Source organism: Aeromonas sp. R4-3 (genome assembly GCF_040908275.1).
Lineage (GTDB): Bacteria > Pseudomonadota > Gammaproteobacteria > Enterobacterales > Aeromonadaceae > Aeromonas > Aeromonas rivipollensis.
In genome coordinates this window covers 16,209-31,054 of the sequence record NZ_JBFODK010000045.1, presented here as the reverse complement: position 1 = coordinate 31,054, position 14,846 = coordinate 16,209, and the positions used below count along the sequence as shown (strand labels likewise).

The following is a 14,846-nucleotide window of genomic DNA, read 5'->3' as shown; positions in this document are numbered from 1 at the left end:
CCGGGGGCTATGGCATCACACCTGGCCGGTCGCCAGCAGCCCTCACCCTGGCCCTCTCCCTGAGGGAGAGGGAACCACATGATGCCTACCCGAAAGAGAGCGGAATCCTGTTTTGCACCCTTCTCCCCTTGCGGGAGAAGGGCTGGGGATGAGGGGGCGCTCTATTCCAGTTCCAGCACCATGCAGATCTCGCAGGCGTCGTGGCCGGTGCAACCCAGCGGGCCCGGCAGGTGCTCGAAGCCGAGCGACTCGTAGAGGCTGGTGGCCTCCCGCAGATCGGCCGTGGTCTCCAGATAGCAGCGCAGGTATCCGAGGGCACGTGCCTCCGCCAGGGCCTGCAGCACCAGCCGCCGCCCCAGCCCAAGGCCACGCAGGGCGGGCAGGAAGTACATCTTCTGCAGCTCGCAGGTCCCTGTCTCCCCCGCCAGGGGGGCTATGCCGCCACCGCCGAGAATGGCGCCGTCCGGCCCCTCTATGACCCAATAACGGCTCTGCTCGCCCTGATAGGTCTCATGGAGGGCGTCGAGATTGGGATCCGCCACCCCGTAGCCCTTGTCGGCGGTGAGGCCGTATTCGGCGGAGACGGCCCGGATCACGGCGGCGATGGCGGCATTGTCCTCAGGCGCTATGGGCCTGATGCGATAGCCCTGCTGGCGACGGGCGCGGGAGAGGGCGCTGCGATAGAGGCGTATGCCCTCCCAGAGCCGCTCGCGCTCCTCGGGGGCGAGCTGGGCCAGGGTCTCGGCCATGGCCTCATCCATCTGCCTGTGCAGTTCATTGAGCTGGGCGCATCCCAGCCCGGTGAGGGTCGCCTGCTTGCTGCGCCCGTCCGAGGGGTGCGGCTGCCAGGCGATCAGCTCCCGCTCTGCGAGGCGGGCCAGGGGGCGGCTGGCATTGGACTTGTCGATGCGCAGCCGTTCGGCCAGTTGCTGATTGGTGGCGGGGCCGCTCTCCAGCTCGATGAGCAGGTGTGCTTCCAGGGGGCTGAGGGCCAGGGAGCCGCACTGCTGGGAGAGCATGCCGAGTTCACGTACCAGTTCCCGTGACAGGGCGCGCAGGGGGCGGGGATCCATCTTGTAAGTGTCCTTCTGGTTGTTACCTGCAACCAGCATAGTCAACTGGTTGTTGATGGCAACTACTTTCCGAGGCAAAAGACGGGCACAAAAAAGGGCCCGGGAGAGGGGCCCAAACATTGGAAACCCGCGCCAGGGCGCGGATCCCATCCTTGGTCAGGAACAAGCTGGCCGGGCAACGGCGGCCCGGCCTGTGTATGGCCCGGATCTGGCGGCCTGCACCAGCTTAGGCAGCATGGTGCCGGCCACAGAGCTGTCTCAGGGCGCGGCGCGGTTTATACCAATTCCGCCAGCATGGCCTCCGAGTAGGGCACCAGGGGCTCGGCGGCCTTGAGCTTGCTCAGATAATCCGGGTTGGCGATGAGGGGGCGACCGATGGCGACGAGGTCGAAGCGGTCGGCGCGGATCGCCTCGGCGGCGGTCTCGGCACTGTAGTTGCCGACCCCCACCAGGTGGCCGTCGTAGTGGGCGCGCAGGTAGTCGGAGGCGCGGCCATCCAGGTAGTCGAAGGTGAGACTGTCATCGAAGATGCCGAGGTGCAGATAGGCCAGGGCACGCTTGTTCAGCTCGGCCAGCAGATGGTCGAACACGGCGCGATCTGCCGGGCTGCCCGCCAAATGGACATAGGCGCCGGGGGAGAGGCGCAGGCCCACCCGCTCGCTGCCGATGCGGGCGTTGATGGCGTCCACCACCTCCAGGGCGAAGCGGCTCATGTTCTCCGGGGTCTGTCCGTACTGGTCGGTGCGCAGGTTGCTCGAGTGGTGCAGGAACTGATCGATGAGGTAGCCGTTGGCACCGTGGATCTCCACACCATCAAAGCCCGCCTCGATAGCGTTGGCGGCGGCCTGGGCGTAATCCTCGACCAGCTGGCCAATCTCGGCCACCGTCAGGGCGCGGGGCACCTGATACACCAGTTCACGCATGCGCGGCACTGTGCCTTCATGGGCGACCGCAGACGGTGCCAGCACCTCGGCATGGTGGAAGAAGGGGTGGGAGAGGCGACCCACGTGCCACAGCTGGGCGAAGATCTTGCCCCCCTTGGCGTGCACTGCCTCGGTGACCTGTTTCCAGCCTGCGATCTGCTCAAGGCTGTAGATGCCCGGGGTGTTGGGATAGCCCTGGCCGTCCGGGCGAATGATGGTGGCTTCGGAGATGATGAGGCCTATGTCGGCGCGGCGGCCATAGTAGGCGGCCATCTGCGCGGTCGGCACCAGTCCCGGGCCCGCCATGCAACGGGTGAGGGGGGCCATCATGAAGCGATTCGCGAGGGTGAGGGTGCCGTTGAGGCGGTAAGGTTGAAACAGGGTATCCATGCAGAGCGTCCTCGGAGGTGATTCTTGAATGGGCATTCAAGACGTTTTTTGATTTGTACGCAAGTCTTTTTTGAGCAAGCATTCAACATGGATTGGTCTTGCCTGCTGGGGTAAACTTGCCGCCCTGTTCCCCGGTACGCCGGGTCCTTGCCAGCGGAGATCCCATGCGCAGTGCCGAATTTGATCGGGACCTTGTCCTGCGAAGCGCCATGGAGGCGTTTCGTGCCAGAGGCTATGCCAAGACCACCATGCAGGATCTGGTGGCGGCGACCGGGCTGCACCCGGGCAGTCTCTATGCCGCCTTTGGCAACAAGCGGGGGCTGCTGCTGGCGACGGTCGATCACTATGTGCAGGAGAAGGGCGCCCAGCGCCGTCGCTGCTTCGATCAGCCGAGCCCGCTGGCCGGGCTGAAGGCCTTCTTCACCCAGCTGGTGGACGATGCCCTGCAGGGCTCCTGCCTGCTAACCCGCACCCTGATGGAGCTGGCGGAGCAGGACGAAGAGCTGCACCTGCGCTTCAAGGTCATCTATGGCGAGCTGGAAAGCGACCTGGCGCAGTTGCTGCGTCAGGCCAGCGAGCGGGGGGAGCTGGCCCCCGGTGGCGACATCCCCACCCTGACCGCCTTCTTGCAGGTCAACATCCAGGGGCTGGTGACCTTCGCCCAGTGCCATCCCGACCGCGCCCTGCTGGGCGCAGTCGTCGATCAGCTGATGGCGGCCCTGACCCCCAGGCGCTGAATCCGGTCAGGCCCCCGGCCCTATATTTGTCCTCGCTGCTTGCCCCTGCCTGCCCCCTCTTCCATCTTGATGGTGAGGATATCGGCAGGAGGAAAGGGAATGACCAGAAAGGCAACGTCTCGGGCTATACTGGCGCACTTCACCACGCCACGGCTCTCCATCGCGCAGCGGTTCGCCGCCGGCAAGGCCCTGCGGGAACAGTTTCCTCGCGAAGCTCACTCCTGGCTGCCGCCCGCACCCTATGACAGGGATCCCATCGCCGTGCTCAAGGCCCAGGCCGCCACTCGCTTGAAGCAGCTGGTGCCGGTGCGCCATGCCAGGATGCAGGAGTCCCCCTTCGCCTTCCTGCGCGGTGCGGCCGCCATCATGGCGGGAGATCTCGTCGCCACCCCCCACTCCGGCCTCATGGTCCAGGCCTGTGGCGACATGCATGTCGCCAATATCGGCCTCTATGCGAGCGCCGAGCGCAACCTGGTGCTGGCCATCAACGACTTCGATGAGACCCACCTCGGCCCCTGGGAGTGGGATCTCAAGCGCCTGGCCGCCAGCGCCCTGGTGGCGGCCGAGTACCTGGGGGCCGATGCCGCCCGCCAGCGGGAGGCGGCCAGGATGATAGCGACCGGCTACCGCACCAAGCTGCGGGAATACGGCAAGATGGGCTTTATGAGGGTCTGGTACGATCACATCGAACAGGCCTCGGTGCTCGATGCCTTCTCCGTCGATGCCCACAGAAGGGTCAAGGCCACCTTCGCCAAGGCCCGCAGCCGCAACCACCTGCAGGTGCTCGGCAAGATGACGGATCTGGTGGACGATCAGCACAGGATCCGCGAACTCCACCCCTTCGTCATACGCGAGACCCACACCGAGGACGGGGAGGCCGTCTATGAGGTGCTCGGCGAGTTGCTGGAGGCCTATCTCGCCTCCCTGCCTGAGGACAGGCGCATACTGCTGCGCCGCTACAGGGTCGTGGACGTGGCGCGCAAGGTGGTGGGGGTGGGCAGCGTGGGCACCCGCTGCTGGGTGATCCTGCTGACCGGCGCCGACGATGACGATCCCCTCTTCTTGCAGGTCAAGGAGGCGCAACCCTCGGTGCTGGCCCCCTATTTCACCTCGGAAGACGACAGCGGCAACCAGGGGCGGCGGGTGGTGCGGGGCCAGCGGATGATCCAGGGATCGCCGGATATCTTCCTCGGCTGGTGCGACCTCAGGGGCCGTCACTTCTACGTGCGCCAGCTGCGGGACATGAAGGGGGGCATCGACATCACCCCTGGCATGGTCAAGCCCCGCCACTTCGTCGAGTATTGCCAGCTGTGCGGCTGGGCCCTGGCGCTGGCCCATGCCAAGTCGGGTGATGCGGCCCAGATCGCCGGCTACCTCGGCAAGTCGGAGGTGATGGATGAGGCCATCGCCGACTTCGCCGTGGCCTATGGCCAACGCACCCGGGAAGATCACGCCCTGCTGCTGGCCGCCATCGCCCGCGGGGAGCTGCCGGTCGCCTCAGAGGCGAGGTGAGGGGCGGCTCGAGCGTATCAGCTCCTTATGCCAGATCCTTGAGCCACACCAGGAGGGATTGCCGGGTGTGGCAGTGGGATCCTTATGCCGGACTCCCCTCTCCTTGATCAAATCCTTCAACCCGAGCGCCTGGCACGCCAGAGGCAGCGGGCTTACACCGGGCTCACCAACTCCTTCATCAACGCCTTCAACCAGATCAAGGCCGGTTGTTGCGCATGCACCGGGTGCCAGACGCAGTTGAGATGGTAATCCGGCACGTCCGCCGGCAGGGGCAGGCTTTTCAGCGGCCAGTGGTTGGCGAGCAGCTCGGCTACCATGCTCGGCAGCACCAAGAGGTGGTCGCTCTGGCTGACGATGGCGGCGGCGGACATATAGCTCTGGCTGTTGACCGAGATGGTGCGCGCTAGGCCCCGGGTCTTGAGAAACTGGTCCAGGCTCGCCTCCGAGGTGCCGAGCGGCGAGTGGAACACGTGGGGCATATCAATCAGCTGCGCTAGGGTGATGCGCTCCTCCTCCAGCTCCAGGGTGGCGCGCACCAGTCCGGCCAGGGGCTCGGTGAGCCAGGTCTCCTTGCCGAGATACCCCGGCACCTGCATGTACTCGTCAAAGCCCAGTACCAGATCGATCTCGCCGCTCGCCAGCTCCGCCTCCGGCAGGGTGTCGCGCAGTATGCGGATCTCTATGGTGACCCCGGGGGCCAGCTTCCTGAGGCGCTGGATGAGGGGCGGGATCAGCACGCACTCCACGTAGTCCGTGGTGCAGAGCACGAAGCGGCGCTTCGACTGGCGCGGCTCGAACAGCTCCTCCTCGGAGAGCTGCTGCTCCAGCAGCCGCAGCACCTGCTGCACCCCCAGATGCAGCCGCTGGGCCCGGGGGGTCGGCAGCATCCCCTGGGGCGTGCGCACCAGCAGCGGATCGTCAAAGAAGGCCCGCAGGCGATTGAGGGCGTGGCTCATGGCGGGCTGGCTGATAAAGAGCGACTCGGCGGCGCGGGTCACGCTGCCTTGCGTCATCAGGGCGTCAAGGGCGAGCAGCAGATTGAGGTCGAGCTGGTGCAGTTTCATGGGGGGATTATTCGCCGTGTTTATGGGACAATCCATCCTATTCATTTGATGGATGGGCACGCAACTTCTTACACTGCGGCTCACTCTTATTTTTCCAGGGTTCCCAGGTCAAGGTGGGGGCCTCAATCCATGCAAGGAGCCTTGCGATGAGCATCAAGACCATCAACTCCATTCCGGCCGCCGACGGCTTCACCATGCCCGCCGAGTGGGCGCACCAGCAGGCCGTCTGGATGATCTGGCCGTTCCGCCCGGACAACTGGCGGGAGGCCGGTCGCTTCGCGCAGGCCACCTTCGCCAAGGTAGCGGATGCCATAGGTCAGGCCACCCCTGTCTTTATGGGGGTCCCCGCCCAGTTCATGGAGCAGGCCCGTGGCCTCATGCCCGCCCACGTCACCCTGGTGGAGATGAACAGCGATGACTGCTGGGCACGCGATACAGGCCCGACCGTGGTCACCAATGCTGCCGGCGAGTGCCGTGGGGTGGATTGGGGCTTCAACGCCTGGGGCGGCCACAAGGGCGGTCTCTACTACCCCTGGAATCAGGATGAGGAAGTGGCAGCCCGGATGCTGGAGCAGCACGGCATGGATCGCTACGACGCGCCGCTCATTCTGGAAGGGGGCTCCATCCACGTGGACGGCGAAGGCACCTGCATAACCACAGCCGAGTGCCTGCTCAACGAGAACCGCAACCCGCACCTGAGCAAGGAGCAGATCGAAGCTTACTTACGCGACTATCTGGGGGTGAAGAGCTTTATCTGGCTGGATGAAGGCGTCTACATGGACGAGACCGACGGCCACATCGACAACATCTGTTGCTTCGTGCGCCCGGGTGAAGTGGCCCTGCACTGGACCGACGACCAGACAGATCCGCAATACGAGCGCTCCCTGGCCGCCCTCAAGGTGCTGGAAGCGGCAGTCGATGCCAAGGGTCGCAAGCTGAAAGTGTGGAAGCTGCCCCAGCCGGGCCCGCTCTACTGCACCGAAGAGGAGTCCGCAGGCGTCGAGAGCGGCAGCGGTGTGCCGCGCGAGGCAGAAGGCCGTCTGGCGGGTTCCTATGTGAACTTCCTCATCACCAACGGCAGCATCGTCTATCCGCTGCTGGATGCTGCCACCGACGGCGAAGCCCAGCAGATTCTGGAAGAGATCTTCCCCGAGCATAAAGTGGTCGGCGTGCCCGCCCGGGAAATCCTGCTGGGGGGTGGCAATATCCACTGCATTACCCAGCAAATTCCTTCTGGCAAGTAAGAACCTGTTCCAAGCCAGCTGAGGTTGGTACTCAAAACCCCACGCCGTGGGGTTTTATCTCTTGATAATGTGATGGTCGCAGGCGCCGATGCGGCGATCATCATGACAAACAGTCACCCTTTTACAGGAGATCAAAATGATCCCCAAAATGGTAGATGTCACCGAGGTTTCCATTGCCGAGCTGCGTGCCGCGCTCGAAGCAGGCAGCACCACAGCGGTCGAACTGGTCAAGGCCTATCTGGCCCGGATCGCCGCCTATGACGGCCCCGAGACTGACACCAAACTCAACGCTGTCGTGGTACCCAATCCCGATGCGCTGAAAGAAGCAGAAGCTTCCGATGCGCGCCGTGCCCGTGGCGAAACCCTGGGGCCGCTCGACGGCATCCCCTACACCGCCAAGGACAGCTATCTGGTCAAGGGGCTGACCGCCGCCTCCGGCAGCCCGGCCTTCAAGGATCTGGTGGCCCAGCGCGATGCCTTTACCGTTGAGCGGCTGCGCGCCGCCGGTGCCATCTGCCTCGGCAAGACCAATATGCCGCCGATGGCCAATGGCGGCATGCAGCGTGGCGTCTATGGCCGTGCCGAGAGCCCCTATAACGCCGAGTATCTCACCGCGCCCTTTGCCTCCGGCTCCTCCAACGGGGCCGGTACCGCCACCGCCGCCAGCTTCGCCGCCTTCGGTCTGGCGGAAGAGACCTGGTCGAGCGGCCGTGGCCCGGCCTCCAACAACGGTCTCTGTGCCTACACACCATCACGTGGCGTCATCTCGGTGCGTGGCAACTGGCCGCTGACCCCGACCATGGATGTCGTCGTGCCCTACGCCCGCACCATGGCAGACCTATTGGAAGTGCTGGATGTAGTGGTCGCCGACGATGCGGACACCCGTGGGGATCTCTGGCGCCTGCAGCCCTGGGTCAAGCTGCCCAAAGCCTCGGAAGTGCGTCCGGCTTCCTACCTGGATTTGGCCGCCAAGCCCGACGCCCTCAAGGGCAAGCGCCTCGGCGTGCCGCGCATGTTTATCAACAAGGATGAGCTGGCGGGCACCAGCGAGCACCCCGGCATCGGCGGCCCGACCGGTCAGCGCATCCATACCCGTGACTCCGTGATTGCCCTCTGGGAAGACGCCCGTCAGGCGCTGGAAGCCGCTGGCGCCGAAGTCATCGAGGTGGACTTCCCCCTGGTCTCCAACTGCGAAGGGGATAGACCCGGCGCACCCACCGTGTTCAACCGCGGCATAGTGTCACCGGAGTTCCTCAACGACGAGCTGTGGGAGCTCTCCGGCTGGGCATTCGACGACTTCCTGCGCGCCAACGGCGATCCCAAGCTGAGCAAATTGGCCGACGTGGATGGGCCCAAGATCTTCCCCCACGATCCGGGCACCCTGCCTAACCGCGAGGGGGATCTGGCGGCCGGGATGGACGAGTACGTCAAGATGGCCAAGCGCGGCCTGAAATCCTGGGACGAGATCCCCACAGTGCCGGACGGCCTGCGTGGGCTGGAGCAGACCCGCAAGCTGGACTTGGAAGAGTGGATGGACGAGCTCAAGCTCGACGCCGTGCTCTTCCCGACCGTCGCCGACGTCGGCCCGGCCGATGCGGATGTGAATCCGGCCTCCGCCGATATCGCCTGGAGCAACGGCATCTGGGTCGCCAACGGCAACCTCGCCATCCGCCATCTCGGCGTGCCGACCGTCACCGTCCCCATGGGGGTGATGGCCGATATCGGCATGCCGGTGGGCCTGACCTTCGCCGGTCGCGCCTATGACGACAATAACCTGCTGCGCGTTGCCTCGGCCTTCGAATCCACCGGCAGCAAGCGCCAGGTGCCGCCACGGACGCCGCCGTTGGGGTGATTGGTGTTGTGAGTTAAATCGTTCTGGTTCATTCTGAGATAATAAAAAACCCACCCGCAGAGCGGGTGGTTTTTGTTTCCACCTACGGTATTAACAAATTATTTATTATTCTTCTTTCTAGAAAAAAGATGCTTGTTTTTGAGAGTGGAGCAATACGGGTGGAACGGTTTTTATTTATTGAAATAAATTTATAAGAATTTAGACATCCCAGATGCCTTGCGACGAATACCATTCATTTCAGCTTCATGCTCACCAGCCTCAATGATGTCTCTTAAGAGGTGGCTGAATTGAGTTGGTGCCCTCTGCATTCTCATTCCAAAATATGTTCCATTAAAGTTTAGCTTTTCAATGGCTATGTTTTTTTGGTGTCCGATAATCCTTGAGGTTGAGCTGCCTAGAACATACCATCCAAAACTTGAAGCTAACTCACTGAGAACATATAATCCGAATCCAGAGTTATCATATACGTTCTCCGCATCAGGCATATTTGATGTTCTGGATATACCAGGCTTTATTGCTAACAGTAAGCTATCAGCATCGGTAAGGCATCCTTGTGATTCACGTAAGGTGTTAGCTATTCCTAACCCTTCGTCAGCGACAGTTATTTCTACATGCCCATTTCGCCAGCGTTGGCCACATACATAACACTCGGTAGCTCCAGAGTGTTCAAAAACATTTCGGATGATTTCTCGAAATGCATAGCTATACAATCGGTTCTCTTGAGTATCCTCTGTCGTACCAGAAACTATTTTAGCGAGCCCTCTTACAGCAGACATTATATCCTCATACCATTTTTCAAGGCCTTCCGTACCCGCGGTGAAATGAGGTTTTTTAATTCTTGTTATTGGAAGGTATGTTGATGAACCGCGAGCCTCTCCAACATACTTCCCTTCTCCCATTAAGATAAAATCAAAAAATCCGACGTGCATTAAATATGAGTGCACAGTGGAGTTGGTGTTATATCCTGCTTTTCTGCTCTTTATTTCTTTTGAACGTCTATAACGAACCCAATCTCGGATTTTAGAGCCAGCGACCAGCATAGCTGTTGGCATAGAGTAATTTAATGTTGAGCAATCAAGACAAACATTAGGTGTATCTTGGTGCTCATCCAATATGGAAAAAAACTCAGACAACGTATCTCTGTCGAATCTAGGTGGAAGATATATTCTGGTCATTTTTAGTCCATTAATTTTATCTAACTCGTTGTTCAGTGAGATATGAACATCCGTTTTTACTGGTTGAACAGTGTACTGCTAAGCAGGGAGCGTTTGAAGCTCCACCGGGGTGTTTATGGGGCAGTAGGTTTTAATAGGGTCGTCGAATAGCGAAGCGTATTCGGATAATCGCGAAAGGGAGGCGCCGAGAGGCCGCTGGAGTCTAGAGTTTCCTGCCGGTCTTGCCATGACTCGGTGCGCGGCGGTAAGCGGACGATGATGTTGCGCTAATCGTCCCTACGTGGTTTGGGCATTGCCTTTAATATCGCGTCTCGCGGCACTGGTGATGACGACTTCCCCGTATTTCCCCCAGACTTCACCCTGGCTTCACACAGCCTCATTTTTTCCTCACAAATCCCCCCTATCTTCTGCCCACTGACTAAAGGACTGCTTGCCACTGGGGTGACAAGGGGCCAAAGAGAGGGGAGCAAGACGATGAAATCGTGGATCAAATACGGATTGGCCGGGGCCTTGATACTGGTGGCGAGCTTCTGGGGCGGTAGCGTGCGGGCGGCGGAAGTGCAGCTCACCCAAGATGGCATCGTCGTTTTAGGGCAGATAAACACAGGGGGTTGCACCTGTTCCCCAGCGGATCCTGGCTGTTTTCCTCGACGCTTTTTATTCGGGTAGCCGGGGCTTGAGTGAAATGCCCATGACCTTGTGATCTGGCGCGCATTCAATATCGACTTCAGACCACCCCAAGGATTGATACAGTGCCGGGACATTCGTATAGGCATAGAGATAGTCTTGTGACGATGCCAATGCCTGTGACACACCGGCATTGATGAGTCGGCTGGCAAGGCCTTTACCCCGGTATTCTGCACTGACAAACACGGCATTGATCCAGATGACTTCACCGCTGCGATGAGGCTCCTTGAAGCGAGAGTAAGCCAACCCTCCCATCACCACCTCATTCATGACTGCAACCAGCACAGGCGGCAAGCGCGCATTTTTGGTGTAAGTATCGCGAAACAGAAAGTCTGGCCACGCCGATTGGAATAACTGCTCCAGCCGCGCCAAATAGGGCGAGTCTTGTTCGCAATGGATCAGTGCCATTTCATGTGGGGGTGTCATATCTCTCCAGGCACATAGCGTCTTGCCAAGGCATGAAGTTTAGGGCCGCAGGTTTGAATAGCGAAGGGTATTCGGGCGAGCGGGGCCAGGGATTGCCGAGAGGATTCCGCTTTTTTGTGGCTCAAACGCTAGGTGGTAGACAGGCGATGCCGCTGCGTTCATCGACCCAAGATGGCGTGGGGTTTGCCTTCTATATCGTTCTCGTATGTTGGGCTTCACAGGCTCGACACCAGCCTATTGCGCTGGCCGGTTGGCGCTGAGGGTAGCGAATCCCTGGTATTTACCTTCCCTCACCCCAGCGCTTCCCCCGTGCATCACAACGAGCGGGAGGGGTGAATGGCTTTCGCTGATTAGTCCGAATCATACTGCGCATCAAGCCAGGCGATGGCCTCCTGATGGTTGTTGAACCCCTGAATGTGGCCGGGATGGATGGGGGACATGCAGGAGAGGGCGATGTGATGGAGCACCTGGGCCGAATAGAGGGAGGCGATGGCCACCAGGTTCTTCTGGGCAAGCCACGAATAAATATCCTGCAGATGGTGCAGTGCGGACTGCACCACCCCCTGGTGCTGGCGATGGTCCACCAGGGCGCAGAAGCGCTTCCCGTCGAGGCTCTCCACCACGCGCTTTATCTCCGCAACCCACGCCAGCATACCCTCTTCATTGAAAGGGCCGATCAGCTCACAGATGACCAGGTGATCCTGCACATTGAAGATGAAATCACCGTGTTTTTTCTCAAAGGACATACAACATCCGAATCCATGACCAGAGGGCCGCGAGATGATGCTTATTCATTCCGTATGCATCAATACCCAAGTGAGGGTCGCTGCCCTTGTTCGAGGTTTTATGGGGGCAAGTCAGAGGCTGCGAGCGAGGTGCATCTGATCAAAACGGGCCTCCCCGGGGAGGCCCTTTTTGATGATGCGCTTGAATCTATGCGTCTCACCTGGAGGTTAGCGAAAGCGGAACAGCTCCCGATGCAGCGGCGATGTCAGGTGGGCATCCAGGCTCTGGGCCATGGGCTCGGGGCCGCAGAACCAGACGGGGGCCCGTTGCCGCGCCCCGAGTGCGGCCAGATCCAGCCGACCGCGCTCGGATTCCAGATGCAACTTGTAGTCGACTCCGGCCCGGCGGCACAGCTCGGCGAGGCGGTTGTGATAGGGGGCGGCCTCGGCGGTGGGGGCGCATTGCAGCAAGGTGGTGCCGGGGCGTTGCTCGCCACGGCGCACCAGGGCCTCCAGCCAGGCGACGAAGGGGGTGATGCCGATACCGGCACCCATCCAGAGGGCGGGCGCCGAGTCTGGCAGGGCGAAGGCGCCATAGGGGCCTGTCACCGTGACCCCATCCCCCACCTTGAGGTGCTGGTGCAGCCAGTTGGTGTGATCCCCGAGGGCGCGCACGGCCAGGGTCAGGGTGAGGCCATCCGCCGAGACGTCCACCAGGGTATAGGGGTGGGGCTCGCCGCGCCCGGCGAAGTCGAAGAAGGCGAACTGGCCCGGATTGTAGTGGCGAAGGGCAGTGGCAAGGGCAATCTTGATCTCCAGGGTACGTTCATCCAGAGGGGCGAGAGTGATCACCGTTCCCTGGTGGCGCGCATTCTGGCCTACCCGCCCAAACAGGGAGTAGAGCGCCCCCATGGCCCCCAGCCCGCCACCCAGCAGCAGGGTCAGGCCGACCGGTGTCATGACGCCGATGCGCGGCAGCAGGCAGAGTGCGTGCAGCCAGCCCATCAGGTAGATAACGGGGGCCAGCCGGTGGACCACCTTGAAGCGCTCGTAGCGCACCACGGCGAGCAGGCTCACCACCACCAGGGCGATCAACAGATAGAAACTCCATTCACCCAGGGTATTGCCGAGGCTGTGCCACAGGGCATCGTTGCCAGCACCAGCACCAGCACCAGCACCAGCACCAGCACCAGCACCAGCACCAGCACCAGCACCGCGGCGCGCCGGGCGGGTCAGCCAGTCGGCGGCGACGGCCCACTTGGGGGCTTCCACCAGCAGCCAGTGGGCAACCAGGGTGCTGCTGGCCCAGAGGGCGCTGCTGCGATGCAGGTGCAACATGCGATCCAGCCCGCCGCACCAGACTTCTAGCCTCGGCAGGCGCAGGGCCAGCAGCAGGGAGAGGGTCATGGCGCCGAGGCCAAGCAAGCCGGTCAGGATCAGCAGTTCATGGCGCCAGGGCCAGAGGCCCGTGGGCCACTGGGTCAGGCCAAGCAGCCAGATCAGGGTGAGGGTCAGGGGCAGGGTCCAGCGAAGGGATGCGGTTTTCATGGGGTTCTCCTTGTCCATGCCCCTATTGCACACCCGGTTTGTGGCCAGAGTGTGCCCCTTTACTACCTCTTTTGTAGCAGATTGTGGCAAAAGGGCCGCTCTGGGGCGGCCTAATCAAGGGGGAGAGAGCAAGGGGGCGCAGGGGAGTCAGGTCCCGGTGCCAGGCGGGAGCACCAGGATGGAGATAGCCCCCCGAAAGTGCCTCAGAGGTCAGCCTTTGCGGCCCTTGCCGCCCGCGAGCGCCTGCTTTCTGGCTTTCTGCTTCTGGGCGCCCTTGCCGCTGCGGCGCGGCTCGGGGTCGAAGCGGGTGAGATCTGGCTCAAACCCCGGGAACCACTGCTGGGGCAGCCGGGTGTCGAGCACGGCTTCCACCTTCTCCAGCAGGGGCGCATCTTCCGGGCTGAACAAGGTGATGGCGAGCCCCTTGTTGCCGGCGCGGCCGGTGCGCCCTATGCGGTGGACGTAATCCTCAGGCTGATGGGGGAACTCCAGATTGATCACGTAGTTGAGATCGCTGATATCCAGCCCGCGGGCCGCCACGTCGGTGGCGACCAGGGCCTGCAAGGTGCCGGCGCGAAACTCCAGCAGCACTTTTTCCCGCGCGCTCTGCGACAGATCCCCGTGGAAGGCGAGCGCATTGATGCCCGCCTTGCCGAGCTGCTGGGCCAGCTTGTCGGCCCCCTGACGGGTGCGGCTGAAGATGAGCACAGGGGCCCAGCCCTTCACCTTGATCAGGTGCTCCACCAGCGCCAGCTTGCGTTCCCCATCCACCGCATAGACCCGCTGCTCCACCTCGGCCGCCGTGGTGTTGCGCGGTGCCACTTCGATAAGCTCGGGGTCGTGCAAGAGCACGCGGCTCAAGGCAAACAGGTTGTCATCGCAGGTGGCCGAAAACAGCAGGGTCTGGCGATCCGCCGGTATCTGTCTGAGCAGAGCCTTGATCTCGTCCATAAAGCCCATGTCGAGCATCCTGTCCGCCTCGTCGAACACCAGATGGCGGAGGCTCCCAAGGCTCAGGGCCCCCTGGCGCAGATGATCGAGCAAGCGGCCCGGAGTGGCGATGAGCAGATCCACCCCGGCTTGAAGCGCCTCCACCTGGGCGGCAATGCTGACCCCGCCATAGACCAGGGCGCTGGTGAGGCTAGTGCCCTGCCCGTAGCGCGCCACGCTCTCAAAGACCTGCACCGCCAGCTCGCGGGTTGGCACCAGTACCAGGGCGCGGATGGGGCGGACGGCGTCGCTCGCTGGGTGTTGCATCAGCTGCTCCAGCAGCGGCAGCACGAAGGCGGCGGTCTTGCCGGTGCCGGTCTGGGCCCCCGCCATCAGATCCCGCCCCGCCAGAATGACGGGGATGGCGCTGGCCTGAATGGGGGTTGGCGCGGCATATCCCAGCTCGCGCAAGGTTTGCTGCAGGCGGGGGGAGAGGGCCAGTTCGGCAAAGGAGGCAATGGACATAGGACACCAGTGTGGGGTTATCGCGGCCAGGGCCG

General features: G+C 62.1%; 12 protein-coding genes. 4 read left to right on the top strand and 8 right to left on the bottom strand.

Annotated features, from left to right (window positions below; genetic code table 11):
* Positions 1-161 precede the first annotated feature (161 nt).
* Positions 162-1,073, bottom strand: a complete 912-nt coding sequence (locus AB5Y91_RS13985) for a GNAT family N-acetyltransferase (protein ID WP_368170091.1) — start codon at positions 1,071-1,073, stop codon at positions 162-164.
* Between the two features lie 275 nt (positions 1,074-1,348).
* Complete coding sequence (locus tag AB5Y91_RS13980; RefSeq protein WP_234691473.1) at positions 1,349-2,386, bottom strand: alkene reductase; 1,038 nt, start codon at positions 2,384-2,386, stop codon at positions 1,349-1,351.
* Between the two features lie 164 nt (positions 2,387-2,550).
* Here AB5Y91_RS13980 and AB5Y91_RS13975 point away from each other — a divergent pair, with 164 nt between their 5' ends.
* Positions 2,551-3,123 (top strand): TetR/AcrR family transcriptional regulator, encoded by a 573-nt coding sequence (locus AB5Y91_RS13975; protein ID WP_290071161.1) that lies wholly within the window; start codon positions 2,551-2,553, stop codon positions 3,121-3,123.
* A gap of 99 nt (positions 3,124-3,222) precedes the next feature.
* Entirely contained in the window at positions 3,223-4,635 is a 1,413-nt protein-coding gene (locus tag AB5Y91_RS13970; RefSeq protein ID WP_139743753.1) for a DUF2252 domain-containing protein, read from the top strand.
* 152 nt (positions 4,636-4,787) lie between these two features.
* On the opposite strand, the gene AB5Y91_RS13965 is transcribed toward AB5Y91_RS13970, so the two are convergent.
* Complete coding sequence (locus AB5Y91_RS13965) at positions 4,788-5,699, bottom strand: LysR family transcriptional regulator (protein ID WP_368170067.1); 912 nt, start codon at positions 5,697-5,699, stop codon at positions 4,788-4,790.
* A 146-nt stretch (positions 5,700-5,845) separates the two neighbouring features.
* Between AB5Y91_RS13965 and aguA the strand changes: the two genes are divergently transcribed.
* Positions 5,846-6,943 carry an agmatine deiminase gene (gene aguA, locus AB5Y91_RS13960; RefSeq protein WP_368170066.1) on the top strand — a complete coding sequence of 366 codons (1,098 nt, stop codon included), beginning with the start codon at positions 5,846-5,848 and terminating at the stop codon, positions 6,941-6,943.
* A gap of 148 nt (positions 6,944-7,091) precedes the next feature.
* Positions 7,092-8,795, top strand: a complete 1,704-nt coding sequence (locus AB5Y91_RS13955) for an amidase (protein ID WP_368170090.1) — start codon at positions 7,092-7,094, stop codon at positions 8,793-8,795.
* A 188-nt stretch (positions 8,796-8,983) separates the two neighbouring features.
* Here the strand turns inward: AB5Y91_RS13955 and AB5Y91_RS13950 are convergent, their stop codons facing one another.
* From AB5Y91_RS13950 to AB5Y91_RS13930, 5 genes are all read right to left on the bottom strand, one after another.
* Complete coding sequence (locus AB5Y91_RS13950; protein WP_368170065.1) at positions 8,984-9,970, bottom strand: ATP-binding protein; 987 nt, start codon at positions 9,968-9,970, stop codon at positions 8,984-8,986.
* A gap of 657 nt (positions 9,971-10,627) precedes the next feature.
* Positions 10,628-11,083, bottom strand: coding sequence for a GNAT family N-acetyltransferase (locus AB5Y91_RS13945; protein WP_289986837.1), 456 nt, complete (start codon positions 11,081-11,083; stop codon positions 10,628-10,630).
* 350 nt (positions 11,084-11,433) lie between these two features.
* Positions 11,434-11,829: a hypothetical protein gene (locus AB5Y91_RS13940; protein WP_368170064.1), complete on the bottom strand. Its 396-nt coding sequence runs from the start codon at positions 11,827-11,829 to the stop codon at positions 11,434-11,436.
* Between the two features lie 207 nt (positions 11,830-12,036).
* Entirely contained in the window at positions 12,037-13,374 is a 1,338-nt protein-coding gene (locus tag AB5Y91_RS13935; protein ID WP_368170063.1) for a ferric reductase-like transmembrane domain-containing protein, read from the bottom strand.
* Positions 13,375-13,566: 192 nt separating this feature from the next.
* Positions 13,567-14,811 carry a DEAD/DEAH box helicase gene (locus tag AB5Y91_RS13930; protein WP_368170062.1) on the bottom strand — a complete coding sequence of 415 codons (1,245 nt, stop codon included), beginning with the start codon at positions 14,809-14,811 and terminating at the stop codon, positions 13,567-13,569.
* Positions 14,812-14,846 lie beyond the last annotated feature (35 nt).

Excerpts from the sequence above, each read along its gene's own strand:
- AB5Y91_RS13930 (WP_368170062.1), bottom strand. The coding sequence starts at position 14,811 with ATGTCCATTGCCTCCTTTGCCGAACTGGCCCTCTCCCCCCGCCTGCAG.
- aguA (WP_368170066.1), top strand. The coding sequence starts at position 5,846 with ATGAGCATCAAGACCATCAACTCCATTCCGGCCGCCGACGGCTTCACC.
- AB5Y91_RS13945 (WP_289986837.1), bottom strand. The coding sequence starts at position 11,083 with ATGACACCCCCACATGAAATGGCACTGATCCATTGCGAACAAGACTCG.
- AB5Y91_RS13950 (WP_368170065.1), bottom strand. The coding sequence starts at position 9,970 with ATGACCAGAATATATCTTCCACCTAGATTCGACAGAGATACGTTGTCT.
- AB5Y91_RS13965 (WP_368170067.1), bottom strand. The coding sequence starts at position 5,699 with ATGAAACTGCACCAGCTCGACCTCAATCTGCTGCTCGCCCTTGACGCC.
- AB5Y91_RS13955 (WP_368170090.1), top strand. The coding sequence starts at position 7,092 with ATGGTAGATGTCACCGAGGTTTCCATTGCCGAGCTGCGTGCCGCGCTC.
- AB5Y91_RS13975 (WP_290071161.1), top strand. The coding sequence starts at position 2,551 with ATGCGCAGTGCCGAATTTGATCGGGACCTTGTCCTGCGAAGCGCCATG.
- AB5Y91_RS13980 (WP_234691473.1), bottom strand. The coding sequence starts at position 2,386 with ATGGATACCCTGTTTCAACCTTACCGCCTCAACGGCACCCTCACCCTC.
- AB5Y91_RS13985 (WP_368170091.1), bottom strand. The coding sequence starts at position 1,073 with ATGGATCCCCGCCCCCTGCGCGCCCTGTCACGGGAACTGGTACGTGAA.
- AB5Y91_RS13940 (WP_368170064.1), bottom strand. The coding sequence starts at position 11,829 with ATGTCCTTTGAGAAAAAACACGGTGATTTCATCTTCAATGTGCAGGAT.
- AB5Y91_RS13935 (WP_368170063.1), bottom strand. The coding sequence starts at position 13,374 with ATGGACAAGGAGAACCCCATGAAAACCGCATCCCTTCGCTGGACCCTG.
- AB5Y91_RS13970 (WP_139743753.1), top strand. The coding sequence starts at position 3,223 with ATGACCAGAAAGGCAACGTCTCGGGCTATACTGGCGCACTTCACCACG.